Annotated in this window: 25 protein-coding genes and 1 tRNA gene; 10 read left to right on the top strand and 16 right to left on the bottom strand. The window is 59.1% G+C overall.

What is annotated here, in order from left to right; genetic code table 11:
- Positions 1-76: 76 nt before the first annotated feature.
- The 4 genes from ACZ5RI_RS06035 to ACZ5RI_RS06020 all read right to left on the bottom strand — a co-directional run bounded on the left by ACZ5RI_RS06035 (position 77) and on the right by ACZ5RI_RS06020 (position 4,908).
- Positions 77-568: an HPr kinase/phosphorylase gene (locus tag ACZ5RI_RS06035; protein ID WP_464515212.1), complete on the bottom strand. Its 492-nt coding sequence runs from the start codon at positions 566-568 to the stop codon at positions 77-79.
- Positions 565-2,175, bottom strand: coding sequence for a stimulus-sensing domain-containing protein (locus ACZ5RI_RS06030; protein WP_464515211.1), 1,611 nt, complete (start codon positions 2,173-2,175; stop codon positions 565-567). Before ACZ5RI_RS06030 ends, ACZ5RI_RS06035 begins: the two co-directional genes overlap by 4 nt.
- Positions 2,144-2,848: a response regulator transcription factor gene (locus tag ACZ5RI_RS06025; protein WP_464515210.1), complete on the bottom strand. Its 705-nt coding sequence runs from the start codon at positions 2,846-2,848 to the stop codon at positions 2,144-2,146. Before ACZ5RI_RS06025 ends, ACZ5RI_RS06030 begins: the two co-directional genes overlap by 32 nt.
- A gap of 77 nt (positions 2,849-2,925) precedes the next feature.
- Entirely contained in the window at positions 2,926-4,908 is a 1,983-nt protein-coding gene (locus ACZ5RI_RS06020; RefSeq protein ID WP_464515560.1) for an OPT family oligopeptide transporter, read from the bottom strand.
- A gap of 199 nt (positions 4,909-5,107) precedes the next feature.
- Here ACZ5RI_RS06020 and ACZ5RI_RS06015 point away from each other — a divergent pair, with 199 nt between their 5' ends.
- The gene (locus tag ACZ5RI_RS06015; protein WP_464515209.1) at positions 5,108-5,719 is read left to right on the top strand and encodes a hypothetical protein; all 612 of its coding nucleotides are present in this window, start codon (positions 5,108-5,110) and stop codon (positions 5,717-5,719) included.
- A gap of 2 nt (positions 5,720-5,721) precedes the next feature.
- Positions 5,722-6,036 (top strand): winged helix-turn-helix domain-containing protein, encoded by a 315-nt coding sequence (locus ACZ5RI_RS06010; protein ID WP_464515208.1) that lies wholly within the window; start codon positions 5,722-5,724, stop codon positions 6,034-6,036.
- A gap of 29 nt (positions 6,037-6,065) precedes the next feature.
- Here ACZ5RI_RS06010 and ACZ5RI_RS06005 read toward each other — a convergent pair whose 3' ends face one another.
- The 3 genes from ACZ5RI_RS06005 to ACZ5RI_RS05995 form a co-directional block, all read right to left on the bottom strand.
- Positions 6,066-7,088 (bottom strand): aldo/keto reductase, encoded by a 1,023-nt coding sequence (locus ACZ5RI_RS06005; RefSeq protein ID WP_464515207.1) that lies wholly within the window; start codon positions 7,086-7,088, stop codon positions 6,066-6,068.
- A gap of 63 nt (positions 7,089-7,151) precedes the next feature.
- On the bottom strand, positions 7,152-8,687 hold the full coding sequence (gene trpE / locus ACZ5RI_RS06000; protein ID WP_464515206.1) for an anthranilate synthase component I: 1,536 nt from the start codon (positions 8,685-8,687) through the stop codon (positions 7,152-7,154).
- Between the two features lie 2 nt (positions 8,688-8,689).
- On the bottom strand, positions 8,690-10,582 hold the full coding sequence (locus ACZ5RI_RS05995) for a peptidylprolyl isomerase (RefSeq protein ID WP_464515205.1): 1,893 nt from the start codon (positions 10,580-10,582) through the stop codon (positions 8,690-8,692).
- A gap of 78 nt (positions 10,583-10,660) precedes the next feature.
- Here ACZ5RI_RS05995 and tpiA point away from each other — a divergent pair, with 78 nt between their 5' ends.
- A complete protein-coding gene (tpiA, locus tag ACZ5RI_RS05990; RefSeq protein WP_464515204.1) occupies positions 10,661-11,395 on the top strand; it encodes a triose-phosphate isomerase in 735 nt (244 codons plus the stop codon).
- Between the two features lie 173 nt (positions 11,396-11,568).
- Positions 11,569-12,534 carry a response regulator transcription factor gene (locus tag ACZ5RI_RS05985; protein ID WP_464515203.1) on the top strand — a complete coding sequence of 322 codons (966 nt, stop codon included), beginning with the start codon at positions 11,569-11,571 and terminating at the stop codon, positions 12,532-12,534.
- A gap of 6 nt (positions 12,535-12,540) precedes the next feature.
- Here ACZ5RI_RS05985 and ptsN read toward each other — a convergent pair whose 3' ends face one another.
- The 7 genes from ptsN to ACZ5RI_RS05950 all read right to left on the bottom strand — a co-directional run bounded on the left by ptsN (position 12,541) and on the right by ACZ5RI_RS05950 (position 18,856).
- Entirely contained in the window at positions 12,541-13,014 is a 474-nt protein-coding gene (ptsN, locus tag ACZ5RI_RS05980) for a PTS IIA-like nitrogen regulatory protein PtsN (protein ID WP_464515202.1), read from the bottom strand.
- A 286-nt stretch (positions 13,015-13,300) separates the two neighbouring features.
- On the bottom strand, positions 13,301-14,884 hold the full coding sequence (rpoN, locus tag ACZ5RI_RS05975; protein WP_464515201.1) for an RNA polymerase factor sigma-54: 1,584 nt from the start codon (positions 14,882-14,884) through the stop codon (positions 13,301-13,303).
- Positions 14,885-14,949: 65 nt separating this feature from the next.
- Positions 14,950-15,732: an LPS export ABC transporter ATP-binding protein gene (gene lptB, locus ACZ5RI_RS05970; RefSeq protein ID WP_464515200.1), complete on the bottom strand. Its 783-nt coding sequence runs from the start codon at positions 15,730-15,732 to the stop codon at positions 14,950-14,952.
- 39 nt (positions 15,733-15,771) lie between these two features.
- Entirely contained in the window at positions 15,772-16,326 is a 555-nt protein-coding gene (locus ACZ5RI_RS05965; protein ID WP_464515199.1) for an LptA/OstA family protein, read from the bottom strand.
- Positions 16,326-16,991 carry an LPS export ABC transporter periplasmic protein LptC gene (lptC, locus tag ACZ5RI_RS05960; protein ID WP_464515198.1) on the bottom strand — a complete coding sequence of 222 codons (666 nt, stop codon included), beginning with the start codon at positions 16,989-16,991 and terminating at the stop codon, positions 16,326-16,328. Before lptC ends, ACZ5RI_RS05965 begins: the two co-directional genes overlap by 1 nt.
- Entirely contained in the window at positions 16,991-17,962 is a 972-nt protein-coding gene (locus tag ACZ5RI_RS05955) for a KpsF/GutQ family sugar-phosphate isomerase (protein ID WP_464515197.1), read from the bottom strand. Before ACZ5RI_RS05955 ends, lptC begins: the two co-directional genes overlap by 1 nt.
- A 282-nt stretch (positions 17,963-18,244) precedes the next feature.
- Positions 18,245-18,856, bottom strand: coding sequence for a ribonuclease D (locus ACZ5RI_RS05950; protein ID WP_464515196.1), 612 nt, complete (start codon positions 18,854-18,856; stop codon positions 18,245-18,247).
- A gap of 528 nt (positions 18,857-19,384) precedes the next feature.
- Between ACZ5RI_RS05950 and ppa the strand changes: the two genes are divergently transcribed.
- Positions 19,385-19,924 carry an inorganic diphosphatase gene (ppa, locus tag ACZ5RI_RS05945; RefSeq protein ID WP_464515195.1) on the top strand — a complete coding sequence of 180 codons (540 nt, stop codon included), beginning with the start codon at positions 19,385-19,387 and terminating at the stop codon, positions 19,922-19,924.
- Between the two features lie 101 nt (positions 19,925-20,025).
- On the opposite strand, the gene ACZ5RI_RS05940 is transcribed toward ppa, so the two are convergent.
- A tRNA-Val gene (locus ACZ5RI_RS05940) sits at positions 20,026-20,100 on the bottom strand.
- A 206-nt stretch (positions 20,101-20,306) separates the two neighbouring features.
- On the opposite strand from ACZ5RI_RS05940, the gene ACZ5RI_RS05935 reads away from it, so the two are divergent.
- From ACZ5RI_RS05935 to ACZ5RI_RS05915, 5 genes are all read left to right on the top strand, one after another.
- Complete coding sequence (locus ACZ5RI_RS05935; protein WP_464515194.1) at positions 20,307-20,651, top strand: hypothetical protein; 345 nt, start codon at positions 20,307-20,309, stop codon at positions 20,649-20,651.
- A gap of 3 nt (positions 20,652-20,654) precedes the next feature.
- Positions 20,655-21,356, top strand: coding sequence for a hypothetical protein (locus tag ACZ5RI_RS05930; protein ID WP_464515193.1), 702 nt, complete (start codon positions 20,655-20,657; stop codon positions 21,354-21,356).
- A complete protein-coding gene (locus tag ACZ5RI_RS05925) occupies positions 21,352-21,579 on the top strand; it encodes a helix-turn-helix transcriptional regulator (protein ID WP_464515559.1) in 228 nt (75 codons plus the stop codon). The genes ACZ5RI_RS05930 and ACZ5RI_RS05925 overlap by 5 nt, the downstream gene beginning before the upstream one ends.
- 267 nt (positions 21,580-21,846) lie before the next feature.
- Entirely contained in the window at positions 21,847-22,740 is an 894-nt protein-coding gene (locus tag ACZ5RI_RS05920; RefSeq protein WP_464515192.1) for a hypothetical protein, read from the top strand.
- Positions 22,741-22,826: 86 nt separating this feature from the next.
- Positions 22,827-23,834: an oxidoreductase gene (locus ACZ5RI_RS05915; RefSeq protein WP_464515191.1), complete on the top strand. Its 1,008-nt coding sequence runs from the start codon at positions 22,827-22,829 to the stop codon at positions 23,832-23,834.
- A gap of 74 nt (positions 23,835-23,908) precedes the next feature.
- Here ACZ5RI_RS05915 and ACZ5RI_RS05910 read toward each other — a convergent pair whose 3' ends face one another.
- Positions 23,909-25,069, bottom strand: a complete 1,161-nt coding sequence (locus ACZ5RI_RS05910; protein WP_464515190.1) for a Gfo/Idh/MocA family protein — start codon at positions 25,067-25,069, stop codon at positions 23,909-23,911.
- Positions 25,070-25,072 lie beyond the last annotated feature (3 nt).

Below are 25,072 nucleotides of genomic sequence, written 5' to 3'. Positions count from 1 at the left end.
ACGATCATCCACGGCTGGCTTTCAGCCACAGCGGACGGATAAACAAAAGCGGGCTACTATACCCGCAAGACACTTACTATAACGTATTTATCCCCTCGCGGTGCAAGCCATGTGCGAAGGCTGCCGCCGCCAGCAGAATTTTGGCTACCACCGCCAGACCTGGGTTGATCCGCAGGAACGGTGGCGCGGCACTTTCGGGCAGAATCAACGGCCCCGGCAACTGAAAATAGGCCTGCTGCGGCATACGCGGCCCTGTACACAGCTCCACCACCAGACCAACCCGACACTCCGCAACAAAAGGTTGCGAAACGATACCGATCTCGCGAAGCTCGATCAGCCCGGCCAGTGGCCCCGGCGCACGGGCGTAGAGCAGATCGTCACGGACAAACAGCTCGGTCTGATCGTCGGCCACCAGCTTGGCCCCCCGCTCCATCAGCTGAAGCGCCAGTTCCGACTTACCGGCACCGCTGCCCCCCAGCAGCACCACCCCGGCATCGGCAGGGGCACCGAACGCAGCCCCCGCATTGCCGATCATCACCGCGCTGGCATGAAACGTAATCGCGGTCATGACTGGAATGCCCGCGGCAGCTCGACCAGAAAGCGCGCACCGCCGCCTTCGCGGTTTTCCGCCCAGGCGCGACCGCCATGGCTGTTGATGATCTGGCGCACAATCGACAGGCCCAGACCGGAATTATTGCCAAAGCCCTGCTCGGCCGGGCGCGAGGTGTAGAAGCGCTGGAATATCCGCTCAAGGCTTTCCGGTGGAATACCGGGGCCACGATCCTCGACCGCGATGCACACCATGCCCAGATCGGCCCAGGCATGCAGGCGGACATTGCCGCCTTCCGGGCTGAAGGACGCAGCATTGTCGATCAGATTGCGCACCACCTGCCCCAGACGCTCGTCCCGGCCCAGCACAAAGGTATCGGGCGGCACCCTGAGATCGAGCTTGAGCGTGACGTGGTTGGGCAGTTCGGTATAGCCGTAAACCTCGACAATAGTCTGCAACAGACCATTGATCGAAACCGGTTCATGCACTTCGCGCGACATCTCGGCATCCAGCCGCGAGGAGGCGGAAATATCGGTAATCAGCCGGTCGATACGCTTCACATCCGCACGTACCACATCGGTCAGACGCTTGGCCTGATCCTTGTCTTCGGCGCGGGCCAGCATTTCGACGCCACTGCGCAGCGATGTCAGCGGGTTCTTCAGTTCGTGCGCCACATCGGCGGCGAAACTTTCGATGGCGTCCATCCGGCTGTACAGCGCCCGCGTCATCGCGGCTAGACTGCCAGCCAGTTCACCGATTTCGTCCTTGCGACCGGGCAGTTCGGGCAGCACTTCGCGCCCGTTACCGTTACGCACCCGATCCGCAGCCGCGGCCAGTTTGCGAATAGGTTCAGCGATGACGCCGGACAGATACAGGCTGGCCACCATCATCACGATCAGGGCAAGGGCGAAAAACTCCATCAACGTGGTGCGTTCTTCGCGCAGGATATCGTCGATATCGCCTTCTTCGGTCGAAACCAGCAACACGCCATAAACCGCTTTAAAGCGCTGAACCGGAATGGCGACCGACAGCACCATCTTGTTCTGATCGTCTACCCGCTCGGCCGAGGCGGTATCGCCATTTAGCGCGGCCTTTACCTCGTGATAGGCCCGGCCATCATCGCCGGCTTCGAAATAGGCCTCGTATTTGCTGAACGGACGCACACCCAGAATACCGTCGCTCAGGCGCCGGGCCCAGGCGGCAAACCGGCTCCAGTCATCAATCGGCGGCAGATCTTCGGCCTGCACCACATTGCGGGCCAGCAGGTTACGCGAGTCGATGGCCAGCAGGCCGCTATTGTCATAGAGACGGGCGCGCAACCGCGTCGGCGCCAACAGCTCGCGCATCAGGGGGGCGGCATCCTGCACCACCAGCGTGCGGCTTTCATTTTCGGTGGCATATTCGGCCAGCGTATTGGCGACAATGCGGGCCTGTTCGGTAATCCCGGTCAGCCGTTCATCGACCAGACCTTCACGGCTCGACTGCACCGCCGCCACACCTGCAATCAACAGCAGGAAAACAGCCAGATTAATCAGAAATATCTGACGGCGGAGGCTGCCATTCTGCGCCCGACGAAACGGTATCAGAAGATCATCAAGCTTCACGATACCGGTATCCGACGCCATACAGCGTCTCTATCGATTCAAAATTATCATCGACCTGCTTGAACTTCTTGCGCAGCCGCTTGATGTGGCTGTCGATGGTGCGGTCGTCAACATAAACCTGATCGTCATAGGCCGCATCCATCAGCGCATCGCGGCTTTTGACGAAGCCGGGGCGCTGGGCCAGACATTGCAGGATCAAAAACTCGGTCACCGTCAGGCGAACCGGTTTACCCTCCCAGGTGCATTCATGGCGCAAGGGGTCGAGCGCCAGCTTGCCCCGCACCAGCGCTTCCTTACGGCCTTCCAGATTGGGGTCCTCACCCTTGTGGTTTTCCGAGCGGCGCAACACCGCCTTGATCCGTTCCAAAAGGAGACGCTGTGAGAAGGGTTTGCGGATATAATCGTCCGCCCCGGCGTTGAGGCCGATCAGTTCGTCGATCTCCTCATCCTTGGAAGTGAGGAAGATCACCGGCAGATCGTCGGCCTTCTGGCGCAGGCGGCGCAACAGCTCCAACCCGTCCATCCGCGGCATTTTAATATCGAGCACCGCAATATCCGGCGGCATGGCAATCAGCGCCGTCAGCGCCGCCGAACTGTCTGCAAAGGTGCGGACAGTATAGCCCTCCTGCTCGAGCAGCATGGAAACGGAAATCAGAATATTCTTGTCGTCATCAACCAAAGCAATTGTTGGCATCGATTCCAGCCCAAATCTTTACACCCGGGAATATAAACCGGGTGTGGTGAAAACAAAGCATTATAAAAACCGATTGGTTAGTTTTCCGCTTGTATCGCCATCCGTTTGCGCATCCAGCCGAAAAGGACAGCAATCAAACCAATAAAGGCCACCAGCCCAAGCCAGGGTGCCGCCGCGAAACCGGCAGAAACCAAGCCAATCGGTGTGTCTTTCGATGTGCCGACGATTAGTCCGGCCAGGATCACCCCGAACAGACTTTCGCCGACGATCATGCCCGAAGCGACCAGCACGCATAACCGCTTGGCCCGGTCAGGGTTGGTTCCACGATCGGCCCAGCGGTCATAGAAATGGCCCAGCACCGCACCGATCACCACCGGCAATGTCGCCGACATCGGCAGATAGATGCCGATACCGACCGCCAGCGGCGGCAGGCGCAGCAGCTTGAAACGCCCCAGCACATCATCCAGCACCACCAGTACCACACCGATGGCACCGCCCAGCCCGATCATGCCCCAGTCGAGTTTATGCTCGATCACGCCCTGCGCCAGGGCGGCAATCAGGCTGGCCTGCGGGGCCGGTAGGGGCTGCGCCACCGCACCGGCGGCCGGCGCACCGGCAAAGCCATAGGCCTGCGCCAGGAGATTGAGCACCGGCGGAATCACCGCCGAACCGGCGATAACACCAACGATCAGCGCCCATTGCTGGGCCCGCGGCGTCGCCCCGACCAGCTGACCGGTCTTAAGATCCTGCAGATTGTTGTTGGAAATAGTGGCGATGGCGAAAATCACCGCCGTGGCGAACAGCGCATAGGCTACCAGGGCATGGCGGGTATTTTCCGCCGGAACCGCCACCGCGGCCAGCAGCAACGCGCCCAGAATGATCGCCAGAATGCCGACGCCCGACAGCGGGCTGTTCGAAGCCCCGATCAGCCCGGCCATATAGCCGGTGATGGCCGCAACCAGAAACCCGCCGACGAAAATAAACGGCAACGCGGTGATGATCATCGTGCTGGTCTGCCCCTCCAGCGGTGTGCCGGTCAGGAAGGATTTGAGCAGCAAGCCAATCAGCACCAGACAGATCACCGCAATCACCACAATGGTGGTGGGCGACAGATCAAGATCGCGCTTATCGGTGACAAAGCCCTTTTGCGAGGCCTTGAGGCTGCTGATAACGCCGGAAATCACCGGCCCCGTCAGCTTGATCAGCGTCCAGATCGCGGCGACGCCAATGGTGCCCGCACCAATAAAACGCACCTTGGTGCGCCAGATATCAAGCGCCAGCGTGGTGACCGACACGTCACTGACCCGGGCGATCGACGACAGGATCGGCACCAGCACCGCCCAGGCCAGCAGCAGCCCGATGAGCATGGCAACGCCGACCGAAATGCCGACCAGATAGCCCGCGCCCAAAAGCGCAAACGAGAAAGACGGATTGATGCCACTGACCGCCTTGGTACCGACCTTGAAATAGGTAGCCACTTCACCTACAGCGAGCCGGGTGGCGGCGAAAATCGCCAGTCCTGCCGAAGACAATGCGCCCCACACCACCGCCATCAGCCCTTCTTTGGTGGCGGTGTCGCCACCTTTGGCCTTGCGGGCAGCCTCGCCGACTTCCAGCACCTGAGCAGCCGCAACGCCTTCGGGGTAAGGCAGATCGGAATGGGTCACCATTGCCCGGCGCAACGGGATGGTGAACAGCACGCCGAGCACACCGCCCGCCGCGCAGATCCAGAACGAGGTCCAGAACGGAAAACCGGTCCACCAGCCGACGATGACCAGACCCGGCAGCACGAAAATGATCGCCGACAGCGTACCTGCCGCCGAGGCCACGGTCTGCACGATGTTGTTTTCAAGGATCGAGGAATCCTTAAACGCCGACAGCACGGCCATCGAAATCACCGCCGCAGGGATCGAGGTGGCAAAGGTCAGCCCGACTTTGAGGCCGAGATAGACATTGGCTGCCGTAAACAGCAGCGTGATCCCCACGCCCAGAATAAGCCCGCGAATCGTCAGCTCGGTCACTTGCTTTACGCCGGTTTCCTGCACCTTGGCACTCCTCATAGACATTTTGCGCGTTTGTGGCTCAACCGTGAATTTTAAGCCAGCGCACCCCGTCGAAATCAGCCTAAGTGATCGTCACGGCGTTAAAATAGGCAAGTGATTTTATAGGCTTGGGACTATTAATCACGTCAAAAACAAAAGTACTTTATTTTTTAAAGTACTTAATGTACCATGAGTTGCACACTTGAGGAGAACCACCATGAGCGACTTAAAAGAAGACATTGGTTACGTCCGCCGCTTGGTCGAGGATGGTCAGCGTGGGCCAATACTGGGCGGGCTGTTTCTGGCCAGCGCCGGGATCGTGTTCGGTCTGACTTGCTTTATCCAATGGGCAGATATCCGTGGTTATCTGCCGAAGCCTTTTCCCCACAATTCTCATCTCTGGTCCATCGCCTCTGCATTCTATACCGTGCTCTGGCTGGTGCTCTATTATCAGCAGGGTGGCTTCCAGCGCCGCTGTAGCCAGCCAGCAGGGACCGCCGACCGCAACTTCGGCAAAGTCTGGGCGGGGATGGCGCTGGCTGTTCTGGTGGCTGTAGGGACAATGGCGACAGCGGTCCACATCACTCAGGACAGGAAACTGTTCTATCTCATGGCACCGATAGTCTTCGTCCTCTACGGCATGAGCTGGTGCGTCTCGGCCGCTCTGTTAAAGCGACGCTGGATGTATCTGGTTTCAGCGGCCAGCTATATTTTGGCTCTGTTACTAGCATTCTGCAGTGGCAGCATCGCACAGCTTGCGGTTATGGGCGTGGCCCTGCTGCTGACACTCGGGGTGCCCGGGCTGTATCTGATGCGGGAAAAGGCCTGAGCATGGCAGACTTTGACATCACCGCCCTTGACGATGTGATCCACGGCCGCCTGCGCCTGGGTATCATGGCCTATCTGTCAGGGGCGGGAATCGCCGATTTTGTCACCCTGAAGACGAAGCTACAGGCATCAGACGGCAACCTGTCGGTCAACTTACGCAAGCTGGAGGAGGCGGGATATGTCGCCATCGACAAGAGCTTTTCCGGGCGCAAACCACTGACCCGCGTGCGCCTGACCGATCAGGGACGCGCGGCTTTTGTGGCCTATCTTGCCGCCATCGAAAAGCTTTTACCCCAAGCGGATGCGCCGGGGCGCTGACGCCCCGGTCACCGGCCACTTCCAAAGGTTTATGGCTTAATCGGGCCGCTGCCCGCACCGCTCGTCGTAATGGCGGTGGCGATTTCATCCAGATCCTCGACCGTCAGTTCCAGTTTGACGGCGTCGATCCAGCCATCGACCTGGGTCGGACTGCGTGCCCCGGCAATCGCGCCGCTGATCGGCCAGACCAGTGTCCAGGCCAGTGCCACGGCAGCTACCGTGGTATCGTGCCGTTCGGCCACAGGCTTTAACGCACTGGCCAGCGTCAGGTTGCGCACCAGATCGTCACCGGTGAAATCCGGGCTGGCCGAACGCCAATCATCTTCGCCCAGCGACAGCGCCCGCGCCAGCGTGAAGCGCCCGGTCAAAAGGCCAGACTGCATCGGGCTGTAAACGATCACCCCGGTCTGATGGGCGGCGCACCAGGGAATTTCCCCGGCGGCGGCCAGACGGCGAATGGCCGAGAAGGGCGGCTGCAGACTGTCGACATGACCGATTACCTCGGCCCGATCCAGCTCGGCCACCGAATGGTTCGACAACCCGATGGCGCGCAGCTTGCCCTCCTCTTTCAGGCGGACCAGCGTGCCCCAGTAATCTTCCAGCGGGGTATCCTGCGCCGGCCAGTGCATCTGATACAGGTCGATACGTTCCACCCCAAGGCGGCGCAGCGAAGCTTCCACTTCACGGCGCAGGCTGGCTGCTTCACCGACACGACGGGGCTGTGCCTGACGGTTTTTGTCATCCCAGACCAGCCCGCCTTTGGTGAAGATATAGGGGCGATCGGCAGCAGGAATGTCGGCCAGCGCCTTGCGCACCACGTCTTCCGAATGGCCCAAACCGTAAATTGCAGCTGTGTCGATCCAGTTGAGGCCGCGCGCCACCGCATGGCGGATGGCGGCAATCGAGGTTTCGTCGTCCTGCGCGCCCCAGCTGTAGGCCCAATCGGCCCCGCCGATCGCCCAGGCACCAAATCCGACCCGGGTAATCTGCATATCGGTGCGGCCCAAGGCGTGGACCGGTAAGCCAGAAGAAGAATGGACTGGATTGCTCATCGACAGTTCCCTCTCACGTTTCCGGCGCCCCATAACGCAACGCAGCAAATGCCAAATCGGCGCCTAGCGCAATTGATATTTCTCCCGGGCGTAACGCACCGCTTCGTCGGCAGCGGCCATCAGCGCCTTCGATTTATTGACGCTTTCCTGATATTCGGACTCCGGCACGCTGTCGGCAACAATACCACCGCCAGCCTGTACATACATCGTACCATCTTTGACCACGGCGGTACGTAGCATAATGCACATATCCATCGAACCATCGGCCGCGAAATAGCCCACCGCACCGGCATAGGCGCCGCCGCGTTTTTCCTTTTCAAACTCGTCGATGATTTCCATGGCGCGGATCTTGGGCGCACCAGTCAGCGTGCCCGCGGGCAAGCCCGCCGCCAGCGCATCGACGGCATCAAGCCCGTCGCGGATATGGCCTTCGACATCCGAAACCAGATGCATGACATGGCTGTAGCGTTCGATGAAAAAGCTCTTGGTCACTTTGACGTCGCCCACCGCAGCAATGCGGCCGACATCGTTGCGCCCCAGATCGATCAGCATCAGATGCTCGGCCCGTTCCTTCGGATCGTTCATCAGCTCCATCGCCAGACGTTCGTCTTCTTCCGGCGTCTTGCCCCGCGGGCGGGTGCCCGCGATGGGACGGATGGTGACAATACCGTCTTTGAGACGGACCAGAATTTCCGGGCTGGAGCCGACCACGGCAAAGCCGGGGAAGCCAAGATGATAGAGGTAGGGCGACGGATTGAGGCGACGCAATGCGCGGTACAGCGCCATTGGCGGCAGCGAGAAGGGCCGACGGAAGCGCTGGCTCGGCACCACCTGAAAGATATCGCCCGCCATAATGTATTCTTTGGCCCGCGCCACCATGCCAAAATACTCGTCTTTGGTCATGTTGGAGAGGGGTTCGGCCCCCATCTCGCCCGCCACATCGGCAGGTGGGGCCAGAGGGGCCGGAACCGGCTTTTCCAGATCGGAGATCGCGCACTGAAGTGCCGCAGCCGCCCGCATATAGGCGGCTTTGGCATCAACGCCTGCCTCGGGCCACACCGGGGCAGACAGCAAAATTTCGTCGCGCACATTGTCGAAAATCGCCGTCAGTGACGGACGGACCAGCGTGGCGTCGGGCAATCCCAGCGTATCGGGCGGCACATTGGGCAGATGCTCAACCAGCCGCACCACGTCATAGCCGAGGAAGCCGAACAGACCGGCAGCCATCGGCGGCAGACCGGCGGGCAAGGTCAGGCGCATGGCCCGCACCAAAGCCCGCATCGAGGCCAGCGGATCGTCCCCATCGGGGGCCGGGGTGAAATCACTTTCGACCACCGCCCCCTGAGGCCGGGCAATTTCGGCCTTGCCGTTTTTTAAGCGCCAGATCAGGTCCGGATCGCGCCCGATAATCGAATAGCGCCCTTTGACCTCGCCCCCCTGCACGCTTTCGTACAGGAAGGTGTTGTCCCGACCGACCGAGAGCTTGAGATAGGCCGAAACCGGCGTCTCAAGATCAGCGATCAGCCGCGTGGTCAGAAGCTGCGGCGCACCCTGGTTATAGCCGCGTGCGAATATTTCGAAATCGGGAGAAAACGACACTTTTACGAACCTTCACCTTTGCCGACCGTGCTATCGAGCAGTTTCTGATTAATCTTGACGCCTTGTTTGTCACGCGCGGCGTAGGCAAAGGAAGTGGTCAGATCGCTTCCCATGCTCTGCGAGAACGCCATCACCGCCCGCATTGTATCCGGGCTGTTTTCCGGCGGCAGATGATGGGCCACCGCCGTCACGCGGGCGACGACATACCCGCCACCAGTCGGCAGCGCACCATAAACCGTAGCCCCCGGGGCAGCGGCAAAGAACGCCCGCATGGTATCGGCCGAGAAAGTGCCGTCCGCCGACTGCCGGGTCAGCACCTTGGAATGCTGAACCGCGGTACCGGCCACCTTGGCAGCGGCATCGAGCGAACCGCTACGGTTGGCCTGTGCCACCAGCTGAGCCACGCGCTGGCGCAGCAGCTTGGCGCGTTCTTCGGCGGTCCAGGCGGCAAGCACCTTATCACGCACCTGATCCAGCGGCCGCAGCTTCGGCGGCACCGTGCCGTTGACCTGAATGACATAGAGGGTGCCGGCCTTGGTCAGGACGGGGTCACCTTCCTCGCCGATTTCAGACTTGAAGACCAGCGCGCGGAATTCCGCATCATCGGGCGCGTCAGCCTTGGTGCCATCGGCCTTCAGACCGTCGCGATCGATCGAGGCGACATGGATGGTCGTCAGCCCGGCCTTCTTGGCCGCTTCGGTCAGCGACAGACCGCTGGTCACCGCATCGGTATAGGCATTCGAGACATCGTCGAGCTTAGCGCGGGCCAGCTCCTTCTGCACCAGTGCTTTCAGCTCGTCACGGGCCTGTTCAATCGGCGTCACCTTGCCGGGGATGATTTTGGTCACATGATAGATGTTCCAGCCGAAAGTCGATTTGACCGGCGCGGTCACCCCACCATCCTTGACGGTGAAGACAGCCGTGGCCTCGGCCTTATCCAGATCGGCAGCAACGACATCGCCGAGCGAAATGTCTTTTTCGGCAAAACCACGCGACTTTGCCGCATCGGCAAAGCTCTGACCGGCATCGATCTTGGCCTTGGCTTCGGCAGCAGCCTTCTGATCGGGGAAGGTCAGCCGTTCGACACTGCGCTTTTCGGCAATGACATACTGCTCGTGACGGGCATCATAGGCGCGCTTGATCTGTGCATCGGTGACGTTGAGCGTGGCGGCGACATCTTCGGGGGCCAGCTTGGCAAAGGTCACATCGCGATATTCCGGCGTCGAATAGGACCCGACATGTGTCCTGGCATAAGCTGTCAGCACCGCATCGGACGGGGCCGCAATCGGGGCCAGCCCGGAATCGCCCACCACAACATAGTCAGCGGCGCGCTGCTCGCTGGCAAAAGCCATGATGGCGCGGGCATAACCGACCGGCATGGCGAAGCCGCCTTCAACGGCGGTTTCCAGCTGAGCACGGGCAAAATCGGCCCGCACCTGCTCGATAAAGCTTTTCTCGGTATATCCGTAACGCTCGATCAGCTGCTGGAAGACATTGCGATCGAAGGCACCGTTGATCCCGGCAAACTGCTGCATGGAGCGGATGCGGGTCATAACCAGTGAGTCGGACGCCGTCAGCTCGAGCCGGTGCACCACATTGTCGAGCGCGGTGGTCAACACAGTCTGTTGCACCAGCGTATCGGGAATATGCTCGCGTTTGGCGGTTTCCGGCGAAATCGCACCGCCGCGCTGCGCGCCAAGATTGCGCAGATAATTGTTATAATCCCGCTGGAAATCGGTCTGATCGACCGCGGTTTTGCCGACACGGATCACCGCGGTATCGGTGTGCCCCTGCAGGATATCGCCGACACCCCACGACACGAAGGCAAGCGACAAAATGCCCAGGAAGAGGCTAGAAATCCAGGATTTCGAGAATTGGCGTAACTTTTGGAGCATGACTTTTCTCTATAGCGGTGTGGCGCAAATCGGCGGCGAATGATAGGGAGAGGCTTCGGCTACGGCAAGGAGATGAGCATGCTGATTGCAGGAAATTGGAAAATGAATGGCCTTGACGCCTCAATTACTGAGGTGAAGGCCCTTAAAGACGCACTGAAAGCCCACCCGTCTGCGGCAAAAGTGCTCATTTGTCCGCCAGCGACCCTGGTTTCGCGCGTGGCCCAGGTGGCCGGCCCGGAAGTTGAGGTTGGTGGCCAGGACTGCCACGCCAAAGTGTCTGGCGCGTATACCGGTGATATCGCCCCGGAAATGCTGGCTGATGCCGGTGCCAAATGGGTCATCGTCGGTCATTCCGAGCGCCGCGACTACCACAAGGAAAGCGATGAATTCATCGCCGAAAAGACCAAAGCCGGCTGGCGCGCGGGCCTCAAGGTCATTGTTTGCGTGGGCGAAAGCGAAGCCCAGCGCGTGGCGGGCAAGCAGGACGAAATCGTCGGCCACCAGCTGTCCTTCCTGCCGGAAGGCGCTACGGCGGATAATCTGGTTATCGCCTATGAGCCGATCTGGGCCATTGGCACCGGCAAGATCCCGACGATTGCCGAGATCGACGTCATGCACAACTTCATCCGTGCGACGCTGTCGGCCAAGTTCGGTGCCGCTGGCGACAAGATGGAAATCCTTTATGGCGGCTCGGTCAAACCGAACAACGCCAAGGAAATCTTTACCGTGAAGAACGTTAATGGCGCGCTTGTCGGCGGTGCCAGCCTCAAGGCCAAGGACTTCCTGGCCATCATCGAGGCGGTTCCGGCCTAAACGCCTTCATTACACGAAATATGTAAAAGCCCCGGCGCGTGTCTCGTGCCGGGGCTTTTGTGTTTACGAAACCTTGCATCTGCCGCCATGAGTTAACCAGCTTCGCCAGCGCGCGTTTACGTTACATACAAATAGGAATTATACTAAGAGTAGTGCTGACATGGAGGAACGCCGTGCCGGACCTGCTCTACGAGGCGGTTGACGTTCTGATTTTTGATCCTGTTACCGACAGCCGCAGCGTGCTGCGTGCAGCCCTCAATGCGCTTGGCTTTCGCAATGTGGATGGTGTTGCCACCCCTGCCGATTTTGCCAGCATTATCAGTTATCGCCACCCGGATCTGGTGTTCTGCGAGGTCAATGCGCTCGACAGCGAGATTTGCCAGCATATTCAGTCACTGCGCTGGGGCGTGGCCGGCTACAACCCCTTTACCGTGATCGCGGCCACCAGCTGGGACAAATCCGAAGCGCTGATCCGGCAGGTCATCAATGCCGGTGCCGACGATGTCATCCTGCGCCCCTTTTCGCAGGGTATTCTGGCCGAGCGCATTGAAACCATGACCTTGCGCCGCAAAGGCTTCGTCATCACCTACGACTATATCGGGCCCGACCGGCGACGCGATCCCGGCCGGAATACGGCAGGGCTTTTTGTACCGCCCAATACCCTGCATATGAAGGCCGCCGAGCGCCTGACCACCCAGGCCACCGACAAACGTCTGGACCGCGAACTGCCACAGGCCCGGCGCCATGTCCTTGACGAAAAGCTGCGCGTGGATGCCTTCCAGCTTGGGGTGCTCTATCGCTTCCTGAATGATGGTATCCCGACCGGCGAGCCGGTGCAGAGCGTAACCGAAAAGGTTGATATGCTGGCCAATGCACTGGCCCATGAAAGCAGCGAAGCCAAACGGCCCGATCTGGTGATGTGGTGTAATCAGGCCCATTACGCCGTTGATATGCTGCGCAATACCAGCGAGCACGACAGCGGCTTACGCTTTCTCGAACGTGCGGCCAAGAAGGTCTATCATCTGGTACGCCCTGCGGACACGCCCGAGGACTATGAAGCGGCCCTCGATACGGCGATGGCAAACATCCGCGCCCGCCAAACCCGCACAGGCCTGCCCGAACGGCGCACAGGAACGTAAAACAGATCAGGCAGCGACGGTTTTGCTCACCGGTGGCGGTTCGGACAGAATGGCGAACAGCTCCTGCACCGTAGCAGCCGCGCGCAGCTTGCCGCAAATGGCCTGACTGCGTAACAGACGCGAGACCCGCGCCAGCGCTTTTAAGTGATCGGCGCCCGCACTTTCCGGTGCCAGCAGCATGAAGACCAGATCGACAGGTTGGTCATCCACGGCAGCATAATCCACCGGCGGATTGAGGCGGGCGAACAGGCCGGTGATCTTTTCAATTTCAGTGTGGCGACCATGCGGAATGGCAATCCCCTGGCCAACGCCGGTGGTGCCAAGCTTCTCACGTTCGCTGATGATTTCAAAAACCCGCTTCTCGGGCATATGCACCAAAGGTGCAGCCCGCGCCGACAGTTCCTGAAACAGCTGCTTCTTGCCTTGGGCCTTAATCGCCGTAAAGACACCTTCGGAAACCAGCAAATCCGCAATCTGCATGACAGCCCTTTTGGGTAGTTGACCGGTCCCCCGACCGGAACGCTTTAACCTAACCCGGCAAGGTGGCATCTGCCCTGCCATAGCCAGACGTTGATGCGCATCGCGCTTTCGCGGACCGGCCTAGTATATCGCGCGGGAGGAGTAGTCCGCGTCTGGGTTAAAGTCAACGCCAGGGGCCAAAGCCGCCCGGATCAACAGGCCGCACAGTGTCTTTAAAGTTAAAAAATATAACAATTGTGCGGCGTTACGCGCGCGGGCACGGCACCATCCCCCCACCACCGCGACCTTAAACCGAAGCGGATTGTTCGTTTTTGATCCGACGGCGCTCTACCGAGGAGGAAATATGCATCGCCTCGCGATACTTGGCCACGGTGCGCCGGGCGATATTGACGCCATCGGCAGTTAAAAGCGCCACGATGCGGTCATCCGACAGGATCTCGCTCGGCTTTTCATTGTCGATCATTTCACGGATGCGGTCACGCACAGCTTCGGCGGAATGGGACTCCATTCCATTGACCGAAGCGATCGCCGCCGTGAAGAAATATTTGAGTTCAAACAACCCGCGCGGCGTCGCAATGTATTTGTTCGAGGTTACACGGCTGACGGTGGATTCATGCATACCGATGGCATCGGCAATGGCGCGCAAATTGAGTGGGCGCAGAAACCGCACACCATGATTGAGGAAGCCATCCTGCTGGCGCACGATTTCAGACGCGACCTTCATGATGGTGCGCGCCCGCTGATCCAAACTTTTGACCAGCCAGTTAGCGCTGTTGAGACATTCGGTGAGATAGGATTTGGATTCCTTATCCCGCGCACCAGCGGAAACCTGTGCAAAATAGCGGGCATTGACCAGCAGATGCGGCAGCGTATCGGCGTTCAGTTCGACCTGCCACAGACCGTCATTACCCTTGCGCACAATGACATCTGGCACCACCGGCTGCACCGGTTCAGAACCGAAAGACAAACCGGGTTTAGGGCTTAGGTTACGGATCTCGGCAATCATGTCGGTGACATCGGCGGCATCGACCGCGCAGATCTCACACAGCTGGGCAATATCACGCCGGGCCACCAGATCAAGCCGGCTCAGCAGCGCTTCAATAGCCGGATCAAAACGGTTGCGCTCTTTCAGTTGCAGGGCAAGGCATTCGGCCAAATCCCGCGCAGCCACACCGGCCGGGTCAAAGCCCTGCACGATGGTGAGCACCGCGAGAACCTGCGCCAGCGGGGCATCCAGACGCAGCGCCAGTTCGGCCGGATCCAGACGCAGATAGCCCGCCTCGTCAACAGCATCAATCAGCGAGACGGCAATCAGACGACGCGCACCATCCAGCCCGGCAATAGTCAGTTGTTCGACCAGATGGTCTTTCAGTGTGCCCGCTTCAGACACGGTGGCTTCGATGAAATCTTCTTCGCCGCTGGGTCGCCCGCCCTTCCCCCAATCGGCCGTGGCAGCCATCCCTTCAGAGGGCATGCCTTCATAGCTAGGTTCACTTGCGCCGGGCTCGCCGGTATCGGGCGGCTCGTAAAGATCCTCGCGCGCGGCGTCGATGGCTTCAGTGTTGGAAAAATCTTCGCGCGCCAGGGCGCTTTCAAGCGGCTCGGCGCTCATGGCCCCCTCACCGGCGTCGCCATCGCTACCGCCAGCGTCCGCAACAGCACCACCAGGCATCTCGCCGGGGGCGTCACCATCGGGGGCGAGGCCTCCGCTTTCATCGCGTTCAAGCAGGGGGTTTTTTTCCAGCTCCTGTTCGCAATATTCGGTCAGTTCGATGTTCGACAATTGCAGCAGCTTGATCGCCTGCTGTAATTGCGGCGTCATAACCAGCGATTGTCCCTGGCGTAGCTCAAGGCGTTGCGAAAAAGCCATCCCCCCGGCCCCCTCGCCTTAAGCTCCGCCCTGCGTCAGGCGGTATGATCGACGCAGCACAACTCTCATAACGAAAAATGCTCCCCAAGATAGACCCGGCGCACATCCCGGTCGCCGACGATTTCGGCCGGCGTGCCTTCTTTCAACACCACACCGTCATGCAGGATGTAGGCCCGGTCGATGATATCGAGCGCATCGCGCACATTGTGATCGGTGATCAGCACACCAACGCCACGCTTTTTGAGATGGCGCACCAGTTCGCGAATATCGTTCACCGCAATCGGGTCGATACCGGCCAGTGGTTCATCGAGCAGAATGTAGGACGGATGAGTGGCCAGTGCGCGAGCGATTTCCACCCGGCGCCGCTCGCCACCCGACAGCGCAATCGCCGGGGTCGAACGCACATGGGTGACGCCAAATTCGGTGAGCAGCTCCTCGACCGCCGCATCCAGCCGGCCGGCATCCGGTTCGACCAGTTCGGCAGTGGCGCGAATATTTTCCTCGGCAGTCAATCCACGAAAGATCGACGCTTCCTGCGGCAGATAGCCAATACCAAGCCGGGCCCGCCGGTACATCGGCAGATGGGTAACATCATACCCATCGACCTCGATCGTGCCGGCATCGGCCGGAATCAGGCCGGAAATCATGTAAAAGCAGGTTGTTTTACCGGCACCGTTGGGGCCGAGCAAACCGACCACTTCGCCACGATGCAGCGACATACTGACCGAACGCACCACCGGTCGTTTGTTATAACTTTTGGCCAGGCGGGTTACCACCAGCCCTTTACCGCCCTCATAGACTTTGGGCCGCAGGGGAGACTGTTCCGTCGAAAGCGCTTGATCGGTCATGATAAAACTCTGCCTGCTTCGCTTTAAAGAAAGGTGAACCTATTTTTTCGCGCCCGAACTCGGATCATCCGAATTTTTGTCCGTGATGGTACGCGGTGTGAACAGCCCCTGCACCCGCCCCGTCGACGGTTTACCCCCCAATTTAGACACGCCCGACACCAGATCGACGACCATTTTTTCGCCGCGCATGACATTTTCTTCGCGGGTCAGCACGACATGGCCGGTCAGGGTTATGATACGCGGATTAACATCATACACCGCAGCATCGCCGGTGGCGGTTCCCGAAAGTGACGTCACCACAACATGGCCCTGGGCATAAATCTTGTCCGGCGTTTTGCCGTCGGGTGCCACGACCCGCAAAAGATCTGTATGCAGATAAACATCCCCCTGTCGCGCCACGGCATTGCCGGTATAGACTAGGGTCTTGCTGTTCTGATCGGCATCAAAGCGGTCCGCCGACAAGGCGATCGGCGCATTGGGATCGGACAGACCGAATTTGGCGCGTGTATCGGTGCCCGCATCGGCCGTGCCCAAAACGGCCAGCCCGCAGACCATAGCACCAGCGATAAGTGGGAATGTAGCGGTGCGACGCATCAGGATTTCACCTTCTTCGGATAGAGCTTCATGTGAACATTACCCAGCAGGGTGAGATGGCGGGTCTGACGATTGATCGTAAAGCCATTGGCACTGAAGGTGCCCATCGGCCCCTGCCCATTGACCGGCTCATGCCCGACAATGGTGTTCTGGTTGAGATCGGCAATTGCGCTGGCAGTGTGCATTTCATAGCCGCTATCGGTGAAGACCGACATCCCCTCGGTCAATGTCAGCATTTTGGCGTCGAAATCGACGAAACCATGACCGGCATTGGCGCTGGCCCAACGGTTACCCTCATATTGCAGGTCCGCATCGACACTTTGCAGTGCCACCTTACGCGCATTCTTGCCCTGTTGCACCGCCGTTTCGGCGGTAATCAGATACGGATTGCCGCTGGTGTCGGTGCCTGACAGCCGGGGCTTTTTCATCGTCAGATCGCCTTTGACCTGACTGGCCGATTCATAGGACAGCGAGGAGCGGTCACCACGGGGATACAGCGCATAGGCCAGCACCACGCCCAGCACCGCAATCGCCATCAGCGGCAAAGCGTGGCGCATAACGGCGACAAAGCGGCTGTAACGCAACGCCTGAATGGCGGTGGTACGCACATGATGCGTCCAGCCATCGGGCGTATGCAATTGCGCTTGGGACCGCTTTTTCAGCATTATTTCACCCCTGCCTGCAAGCAATCATGGATGTGCAGCACGCCAAGCGGTTTGCGGCCACCATCAGAGGGCAACACGAAAACCTGGGTGATCTTCTGTTCGTTCATAAAGGCGAGCGCTTCTGCCGCCAGCTGTTCGGGATGCACCACGCGGGGATTGCGGGTCATAATGTCCCCTGCCGTGCGATCAATCAGATCGCGGCCGAAATTGCGGCGGATATCGCCATCGGTGACAATCCCCAGCATATCGCCCGCCGGATCAACCACACCAACACAGCCCATGCGCCCTGCCGCCATTTTCAGCAGCGCCTGCGGCACCGACGTCGCCGGAGCAACCAGCGGCACATCCTCTTTATGCATCAGGTCCGCGACCCGGATCAGACCACGGCCCAGCGAGCCACCGGGATGAAAATTGCGATACTGATCGGCGGAAAAGCCCCGCCGTTCCATCAGCGCCACGGTTAGCGCATCGCCCACCACCATCATCAGCGTGGTCGAGGTCGTCGGCGCCAGCCCCATCGGGCACGCTTCACGCACCTTGGGCAACGTCAGCTTGATATCAGCAGAACGGATCAGGGTTGAATCGGCATTGCACGCCATGCCGATCAGCGGAATGCGAAACCGCTTAGCATAGGTGATAAGATTGAACAGCTCGACGGTTTCCCCACCCCACGACAGCATCAGCAGCACATCTTTGCTGGTGACCTCGCCCATATCGCCATGGCTGGCTTCTGCCGGATGAACGAAATGCGCCGGGGTCCCGGTCGAGGCCAGCGAGGCGGCAAGCTTGCGACCGATATGACCGCTTTTGCCCATACCGGAAACGATCACCCGACCTTCGGTGGCAAACATGGCATCAACGGCGCACACAAAATCACCGTTGAGCACGGCGCGTAAGCGCTCGATCGCCTCGACGGCATAATCAAATACCCGCGCAGCCGCGGCCAGATCGCCGTTGGTCTTGGAATCCATGTACAACCTGCTCTATGCCGAAGGCGGCCACGACGACCGCCCCTTACATGCCGGAAGTCTGATCAGCAGGTTGCCACGTCAGGGACCCGATGCCCCGCGGCCGAACCGGCAAGACCGTCCTTCAAGCGAAAATCATGCCAAAAATGGCCATAAAACCTTTGATCATGCAAGGCGACTATTAGCCTTTGGAAACATTTATTTTTTCTTCATGTCAGAGGGCCACAACCCGCGACAGTGGCAACATCGCGGGGCTTGAAGGTCTACAACGCTGAAGCGTAAAGCTTAATGGGCGAAGATATCGACTTCGGGCCAGCCAGCCAGATCCAGCGCCACCCGTGTGGGCAGAAAATCGAAGCACGACCGTGCCAATTCAGTACGACCTTCCCGCGCCAGCATGGTATCCAGCGTGTCCTTGAGCCGGTGCAGATAGGCGACATCACCCGCGGCATAGCTGAGTTGCTTGTCGGACAACACCGGGGCTCCCCAATCCGAGCTCTGTTGCTCCTTCGAGATGTCGATCTGCAACAGCTCGCGCACCAGATCCTTGAGGCCATGGCGGTCGGTATAGGTCCGCACCAGCTTCGACGCGATCTTGGTGCAATAGATCGGCTTGGTTTCAACGCCAAGATAGCGGCGGAACATCGCCACATCAAACCGGGCAAAATGGAACAGTTTCAAAACCTTAGGATCAGAAAGCATGCGCTTCAGATTGGGAGCGCTGTAATCCTTACCATCGAATTTGACCGCATGGCAGACCCCGTCACCCGACGACATCTGAATAAGGCACAGCCGGTCACGACCAGGGTTGAGCCCCATCGTCTCGCTATCGATCGCCACCACCGGGCCAAGGTCCAGCCCATTGGGTAAATCGTTATGGTAAAGCTCAACTTTCATGATCTCATGCCTTCAAAGAACGGTCATTTCCTTAACCTTGCCCCCGCCCCACGTCAATGCGAGGCACCAAGACCGGCAGGGCCGCAACGACCGCAACACTCTCAGCTCAAAACCGTACACCCGAAGAAAAAACAACCAGAAGTACGCACCACTCAGACCTGCCTGGTTAACCACATTCATAGTTGAACCTGCCCACCAAACAGGCAAGAACATATTTATTTTCAACATGTTAAACAGAAATCGGCACAGACACATTACGAAAATAGTTGCGATTATGTCGTATACGTATCTTTTTCTTACGCCGATTTTTTATTAATACAGAACGGCATGCCCCCAGCCGATCCTGTCGGATCGCCTTAAGGGGAAATGAGACGGCCGCGCCAAAACGCGCCAGCCTCAGACATGCGCCCCGTCAATTGGAAACGGACGGCGGCAAACCGATGTGCTGATGGCGAATACGCCAGAGCGCAAAACAGTCCCCCAGGAAAGCAGCTGATTGCCCCTTAGCTACGAAAGATACGTGTAACCATGCAGATCGACAGGATTGCCATTGGCATCAATCCTCCCTTCGACGTCAACGTCTTGATCGAGGTCCCCAATGGGGGCGAGCCGATCAAATACGAAATCGATAAAGACGCCGGCGTTCTGGTCGTCGACCGCTTCCTCTATACCGCGATGCGCTATCCGGGGAATTACGGCTTCATCCCGCACACGCTTTCCGGCGACGGCGACCCCGTCGACGTTCTGGTCTGCAATACGCGCGCCCTGGTGCCGGGTGCCCTAATCAATGTCCGGCCGGTCGGCGTGCTGCTGATGGAAGATGATGGCGGACAGGATGAAAAGATCATCGCGGTTCCCTCACCGCATCTGACCCCGCGCTACAAAGACATCCATAACTACACCGACATGCCGGAGATCACCCGCAGCCAGGTCGAACATTTCTTCGAGCATTACAAAGATCTGGAACCGAACAAATGGTCCAAGATCCTTGGCTGGGGCGATGTCGAAGCCGCACGCGATTACATCGCAGCGGGCATTACCCGTTGCGCACAGAAAGCGGACAAGTAACAAAGCTCTGATGTGAAACTTTTAGCCTGAGTTTTTTGATTGGGTGCCCTGCCGGAACACATGCAAACTGGGGGGCACCCAAACTGTTCTGGCAGCAAGGATGGTGGGCGGTGAGGGTTTCGAACCCCCGACCCTCTCGGTGTAAACGAGATGCTCTACCGCTGAGCTAACCGCCCGCCCGTTTGTGGCGCCCCTTACAGCAAGTTTGCGCCTCCGGATCAAGACCTATCCTTAAAAAGCCCCACCACCGCCTCATCCACCGCAGGTCCCGGCGCACCACCGCAACCATGGCAAGTGCGACCCCGCTACGCTTGACAAAAGTGTAACCCACGGGTTACTGTCACCCCAAGGTTACGTATTACAGCTAAGTGAGGGGAACGCTATGGCTGAAGTGCCGGTTTATGATGCCGAGATTGTTGCCCGCTTAAAGCACAAGCTGCACGAACGGCGCGTGGCCAATGCCGTCGTCGCGCTCAGCTGGACTGCCCTATTCTTCCTCTATCTGCTGGCGCTGTCGAACGGCTGGCTGGCCGGGCTGGGCATTCCGGCCGCGGCAGGTTTAGCGCATTTGCATGGGCTGCTCAGTGTCTGGATGTTCGGGCACGCGATATTGCTCTATCTGGTCACCTTCCATTTCAAACCCTCACACGCCCGGCGCATCACCGGGCGACTGCGCAGTTTGCGGGCCAGTCTTCATCTGGGGTGGCGCAAGGGGCCGTGGGGCTGACCCATGCAAACTCCACGCGGCAATCGCACCAAATCCGCCACGGCAACGCGACAGGATAGACGGCGGCTGATCTGGGCCATCCCGGCCATTTTGGTGATATACCCCCTCAGTCAGGCATGCGGTTATGCCGTTGGTCATGGCGGACCAAACTGGCTCTATGTCTGGCCGGTGCTGTACTGCTTCGCAGTCATGGCGGCAGTCCTGGCCAGCTTTGCCCGCGCGCAAGCCCGGCACGATAGCGACGAGCTGGCACTACATCGCAGGCACCACCACGATGGTTTTGCGCGCCTGCTGCTGATGGGGCTGGCGGTGCTGCTGGTGCTCTGGTGCGCACTGGTGCCGTTACTGCGTGATATTCAGCTGCCCGATCCCGCGCTGATGCGGCGACTGCATTACATACTCAGCCTCTGCGACGCAGTGTTTGCCTTTCTGGTGCTGGTCGGCACCATTGATCTGTGCAGCGGCATCTTTTTCGACAGCGCCAGCTACACCGAAGCTGACGAAGACCGCATCACCACCAGCCGCAACGCCGCCGTTAAAACCGGTTATATCATCGCGGTGTTCGGAATGGGGGCGCTGTATCTGATCGGTCAGTATCAGCCGCAATGGAGCATGCGCCTGATCCTGCCGCTGATCGCGCTGGCCGTGGCCGTGCCGGTAATGCATTTCGTGCGACGATTGGGGCAGAAGCAGCGTGGCGATTGAACGCAAACTTTCCAACCGCCTGAAAGATCTCCGCACAGAGAAGGGTCTGACCCAGACCGAGCTGGCGGCGCGCCTGGGCGTATCGCGCAAAACCGTCAACACGGTGGAGAATGGTATCTTCATCCCCTCGACCCTGCTGGCACTGGCCATGGCCGAGACGCTGGGCGTTACCGTGGAAGACATCTTCTGTCTTGAACCAGACAACAGTCCGACCTCGGCTTAAAGTCATTTCGTTAACACCATAGCGAAAAAGCCGACCTAAACGCCTAAAGCGTAAGCATTACCGTGGTTAAACATACAAATAAAATCAAACTTTATTCATCTTACAGAATAAGACGTATAAAGACGAAGCAAAGTCGTACGAATGTCTTCTAAAGTAGTTGCGCTAACACCACCTTTACGAGTAACCATACTCGACTCATTTTATATTACTTACGTTTGTGGCGGGGATGCGTTCATTTGAATTGAGTGCACTCTGAGGGGGGGCGAGATGGAGAATCCAAAACATCACGGCAAGAAAGCCGTGGCGTCCGATTGGCGTCAAAGCTGGCAACGGCTTAAATGGGCTTTGCCGGCCTTTCTGGTGATTTTCCCGCTCAACCAGATTTGCGGCTATGCCGTGGCCCGCGGTGCGGCGCCAAGCTGGTTTTATCTGGTGCCGGTGCTCTATTGCTTCACCGCGATGATTGCGATTTTTCTGTTGTTTCGCGGCGAAGTCAAAGCGCGCCACCGCGCGCTCAAGGCCCTCAGCACCCATGGGGGCAGAAGCCTCGCCCATTCGCAGGCCCATGAAAACACTATTCTGCAGTGGCTTGCCCTGCTCCTGGCATGCGGGGGTGTCTTTATTCCGCTGTTGCGCGGTATCAAGCTGATCGAGCCTGGGGCGGTACTGGCGTTGCACTATACCCAGGTCCTGCTGGATGCCGGTTTTATCTTCGTGGTGCTGATCAGCATGATCGATTTGTGCAGCGGCATTTTCTTCGATACCGACAGTGAAAGCGGCGAGGATGACGACCGCATCGCCGCCAGCCGCGCGTCGGCCATCAGCGCCGGTTATCTGACTGTCGTGCTAGGGATGAGCGGACTTTACCTGCTGGGCCAGTTTCACCCACAATGGTGCGAGTTGTTGCTGCCATCGCTGATCGCGCTGGTGCTGATTGTGCCGATTATGGTGTTCGTCCTGCATGAAGGCCATACCGAGCCGGATGGGCGGCACCGCACCGTCAAATGCGGCTATGTCATCGCCATTCTCGGCTTGGGGATGCTGCACATGTACGGCCAGTTCGAGCCATTATGGTGTAAGCGCCTTCTGCTACCGCTTCTGGCGGTAACCTTGCTGTTTCGCGCCATGGCCCAACTGCGCCGTTCCAAACAACGGGCGTAAAATCGTAGCAATCTGACATCGCCGCAGATGACGGCGCTGTAATGCTCGGCTATCATGCTGGCCGTAACCGGCAAGCGAGACAGGCTATGGCAGACACAGTACGCGTTGGGTTGATCGGCTTTGGCCATGCCGGCCGGGTCTTTCATGCCCCACAGATCACCGCGATTGCCGGTATGGAACTGGTTGCTATCGCCTCCAGCCGGGAAGATGAAATCCACGCCGCCTATCCCAAGGCCGCCGTTCACGCCGACGCCGACAGTCTGCTGGCCGATGCCAGTATTGATCTGGTTGTTGTAGCCACCCCGAACGAAGCCCATGCCCCGCTTGCCATCGCTGCACTTGATGCTGGCAAGGCGGTGGTGGTCGACAAACCCTTCACGGTCACCTGCGAAGAAGCCCGCACCGTGATGGCCACGGCCCAGGAAACCGGCAAGCTGCTATCGGTGTTTCATAACCGGCGCTGGGATAGCGATTATCTCACCCTGAAGGCCGAGGTGGCGAGCGGGCGGCTGGGCAAGATCGTCTATTTTGAATCGCATTTCGACCGCTTCCGTCCGGTCCCCTCTGGCAACTGGCGCGAGCAGGCGGTGCCCGCGGCGGGGCTGTGGTACGATCTGGGCCCGCATCTGATTGATCAGGCCGTGGCACTGTTCGGCCGTCCACAGAGCATTTTCGCCGATATGGAAATCCAGCGCGACGGCGTCGCCGCAACCGACTATTTCCACGTTATCCTGCGTTATGGCAAAACCCGCGTCGTGCTGATGGCCAGCGCGCTGGCTGCGGCCGACGACCAGCGCTTCGTCGTTCACGGCACCAAAGCCAGCCTGACGATTTCCGGTGCCGATGCCGCCGAAGCAGCCAAACGCCCACAAAAGAAGGTTGGCACCGAAGCTATTCGGGCCGAAGCCGATGGCGCGCTGACGCCCGTCGACTTGCTGGCAGACGACCGGCAAGCGTTCTACGCTGGCATGCGCGATGCCGTGCTGGGTCGTGCCCCGGTGCCAGTGACCGCCGATGAAGCTTTCACCGTGATGCAGATTCTGGCCATTGCACAAAAAAGCGTTGCCGAAAGCCGAGAAGTGCCATTCGCATAAAAATCCCCTCATCCTGAGCGTATCGAAGGATGAGGGATATGCCCTGTACGGATTGCACGACCGAATGGGCTTGCTTACACCTTGATCCAGTCGCCATCAGCATCCAGCGAGCGACGCACCATATCCAGCACGGTTTCGGTAAATTCCGAACGTTCAATCCACGGCAGCGCGGTAGACTTGCGCCAGAACGCTTTATTTTCGGGCGTTGTCACGCACCAGTCGAGAAACCGCGTGATACTTTCGATGCCATAGCCTTCATAGGTCAGCCGCTGTTCGAACGGATCAATGCGCGATGCGAAGAAGAAGGGGTTCACTTCGTTGGTGTGGTTTTCGTCCCAGATCTGCAGACCGCGCACCTTCTGGTCGGCAATAATCCGCCCACGTGCAAAAGTTACTTCCACACGCTGATGACTTTTGCCCGGCGTGCCAGCCGGGTCGCACCAGCCAACCTGCATGGTGGCCATCAGCCTTTTGCCATTGGGCTTGCGACAAAGGATTTCCGCCAGAACCAGATCATAGCAATGCCCGCCCAGGGTTTCGAACACTTCGCCTTCCAGCCCGGTGGCCGTTACTTTTTCCGGCACGATGCCGGGGAACAGAAAATCCAGCTGATCGACGTAATGGCAGCCGATATAGGTGAAGGCGTCCGAGGTTTTCGACCAGGTAAACGCATCCAGCGGCAACGAGCGCGGCTGGGTGTACTGCACCGAATAATGCAGCATATCGCCATAACTTTGCTCGATCATCGATTTGTAGATGTAGTTGTTCGACGGGTCGAACCGCTTGTGGTAATCGACCCAGACATCGGCGCCTTTTTCCTTGGCAGCATCAAAGGCCGCCTTGGCCGAGACCAGTTCGCCGGTCAGCGGCTTGACCACCCAGGCCGGGCACCCGGTTTCGATGGCACGCATCAGGTAAAAGGCATGGGCCTCGTCCGGCACGCAGATAAACGCCGCCAGCGGATGTTCACCAAACAGGCGCAAACCCTCTTCATAATGCACCACCTGTAACAGATGCGCCGCACCAACCTCGGCTGCGGCGGCCGCCGCTTTCTGGGTGACGTAATCATACTTGTCGGAGGAGTGGCAGACGAGCTGGACATGCACATCACGCGGGGCGAGCGACGTTGCCTGCCGCCGGGCCCACTGCAACACACCGCGCAATACCGGCGACGGCCCGAAAGCATCGCCCAGCACATAGGCGCCCGAACCAAAAATCACGATATTGTCGGCCATAGC

Source organism: Micropepsis pineolensis (assembly GCF_055392125.1).
Note: the sequence above shows the minus strand (reverse complement) of the source record. Positions and strands in the feature narration are given on the sequence as shown.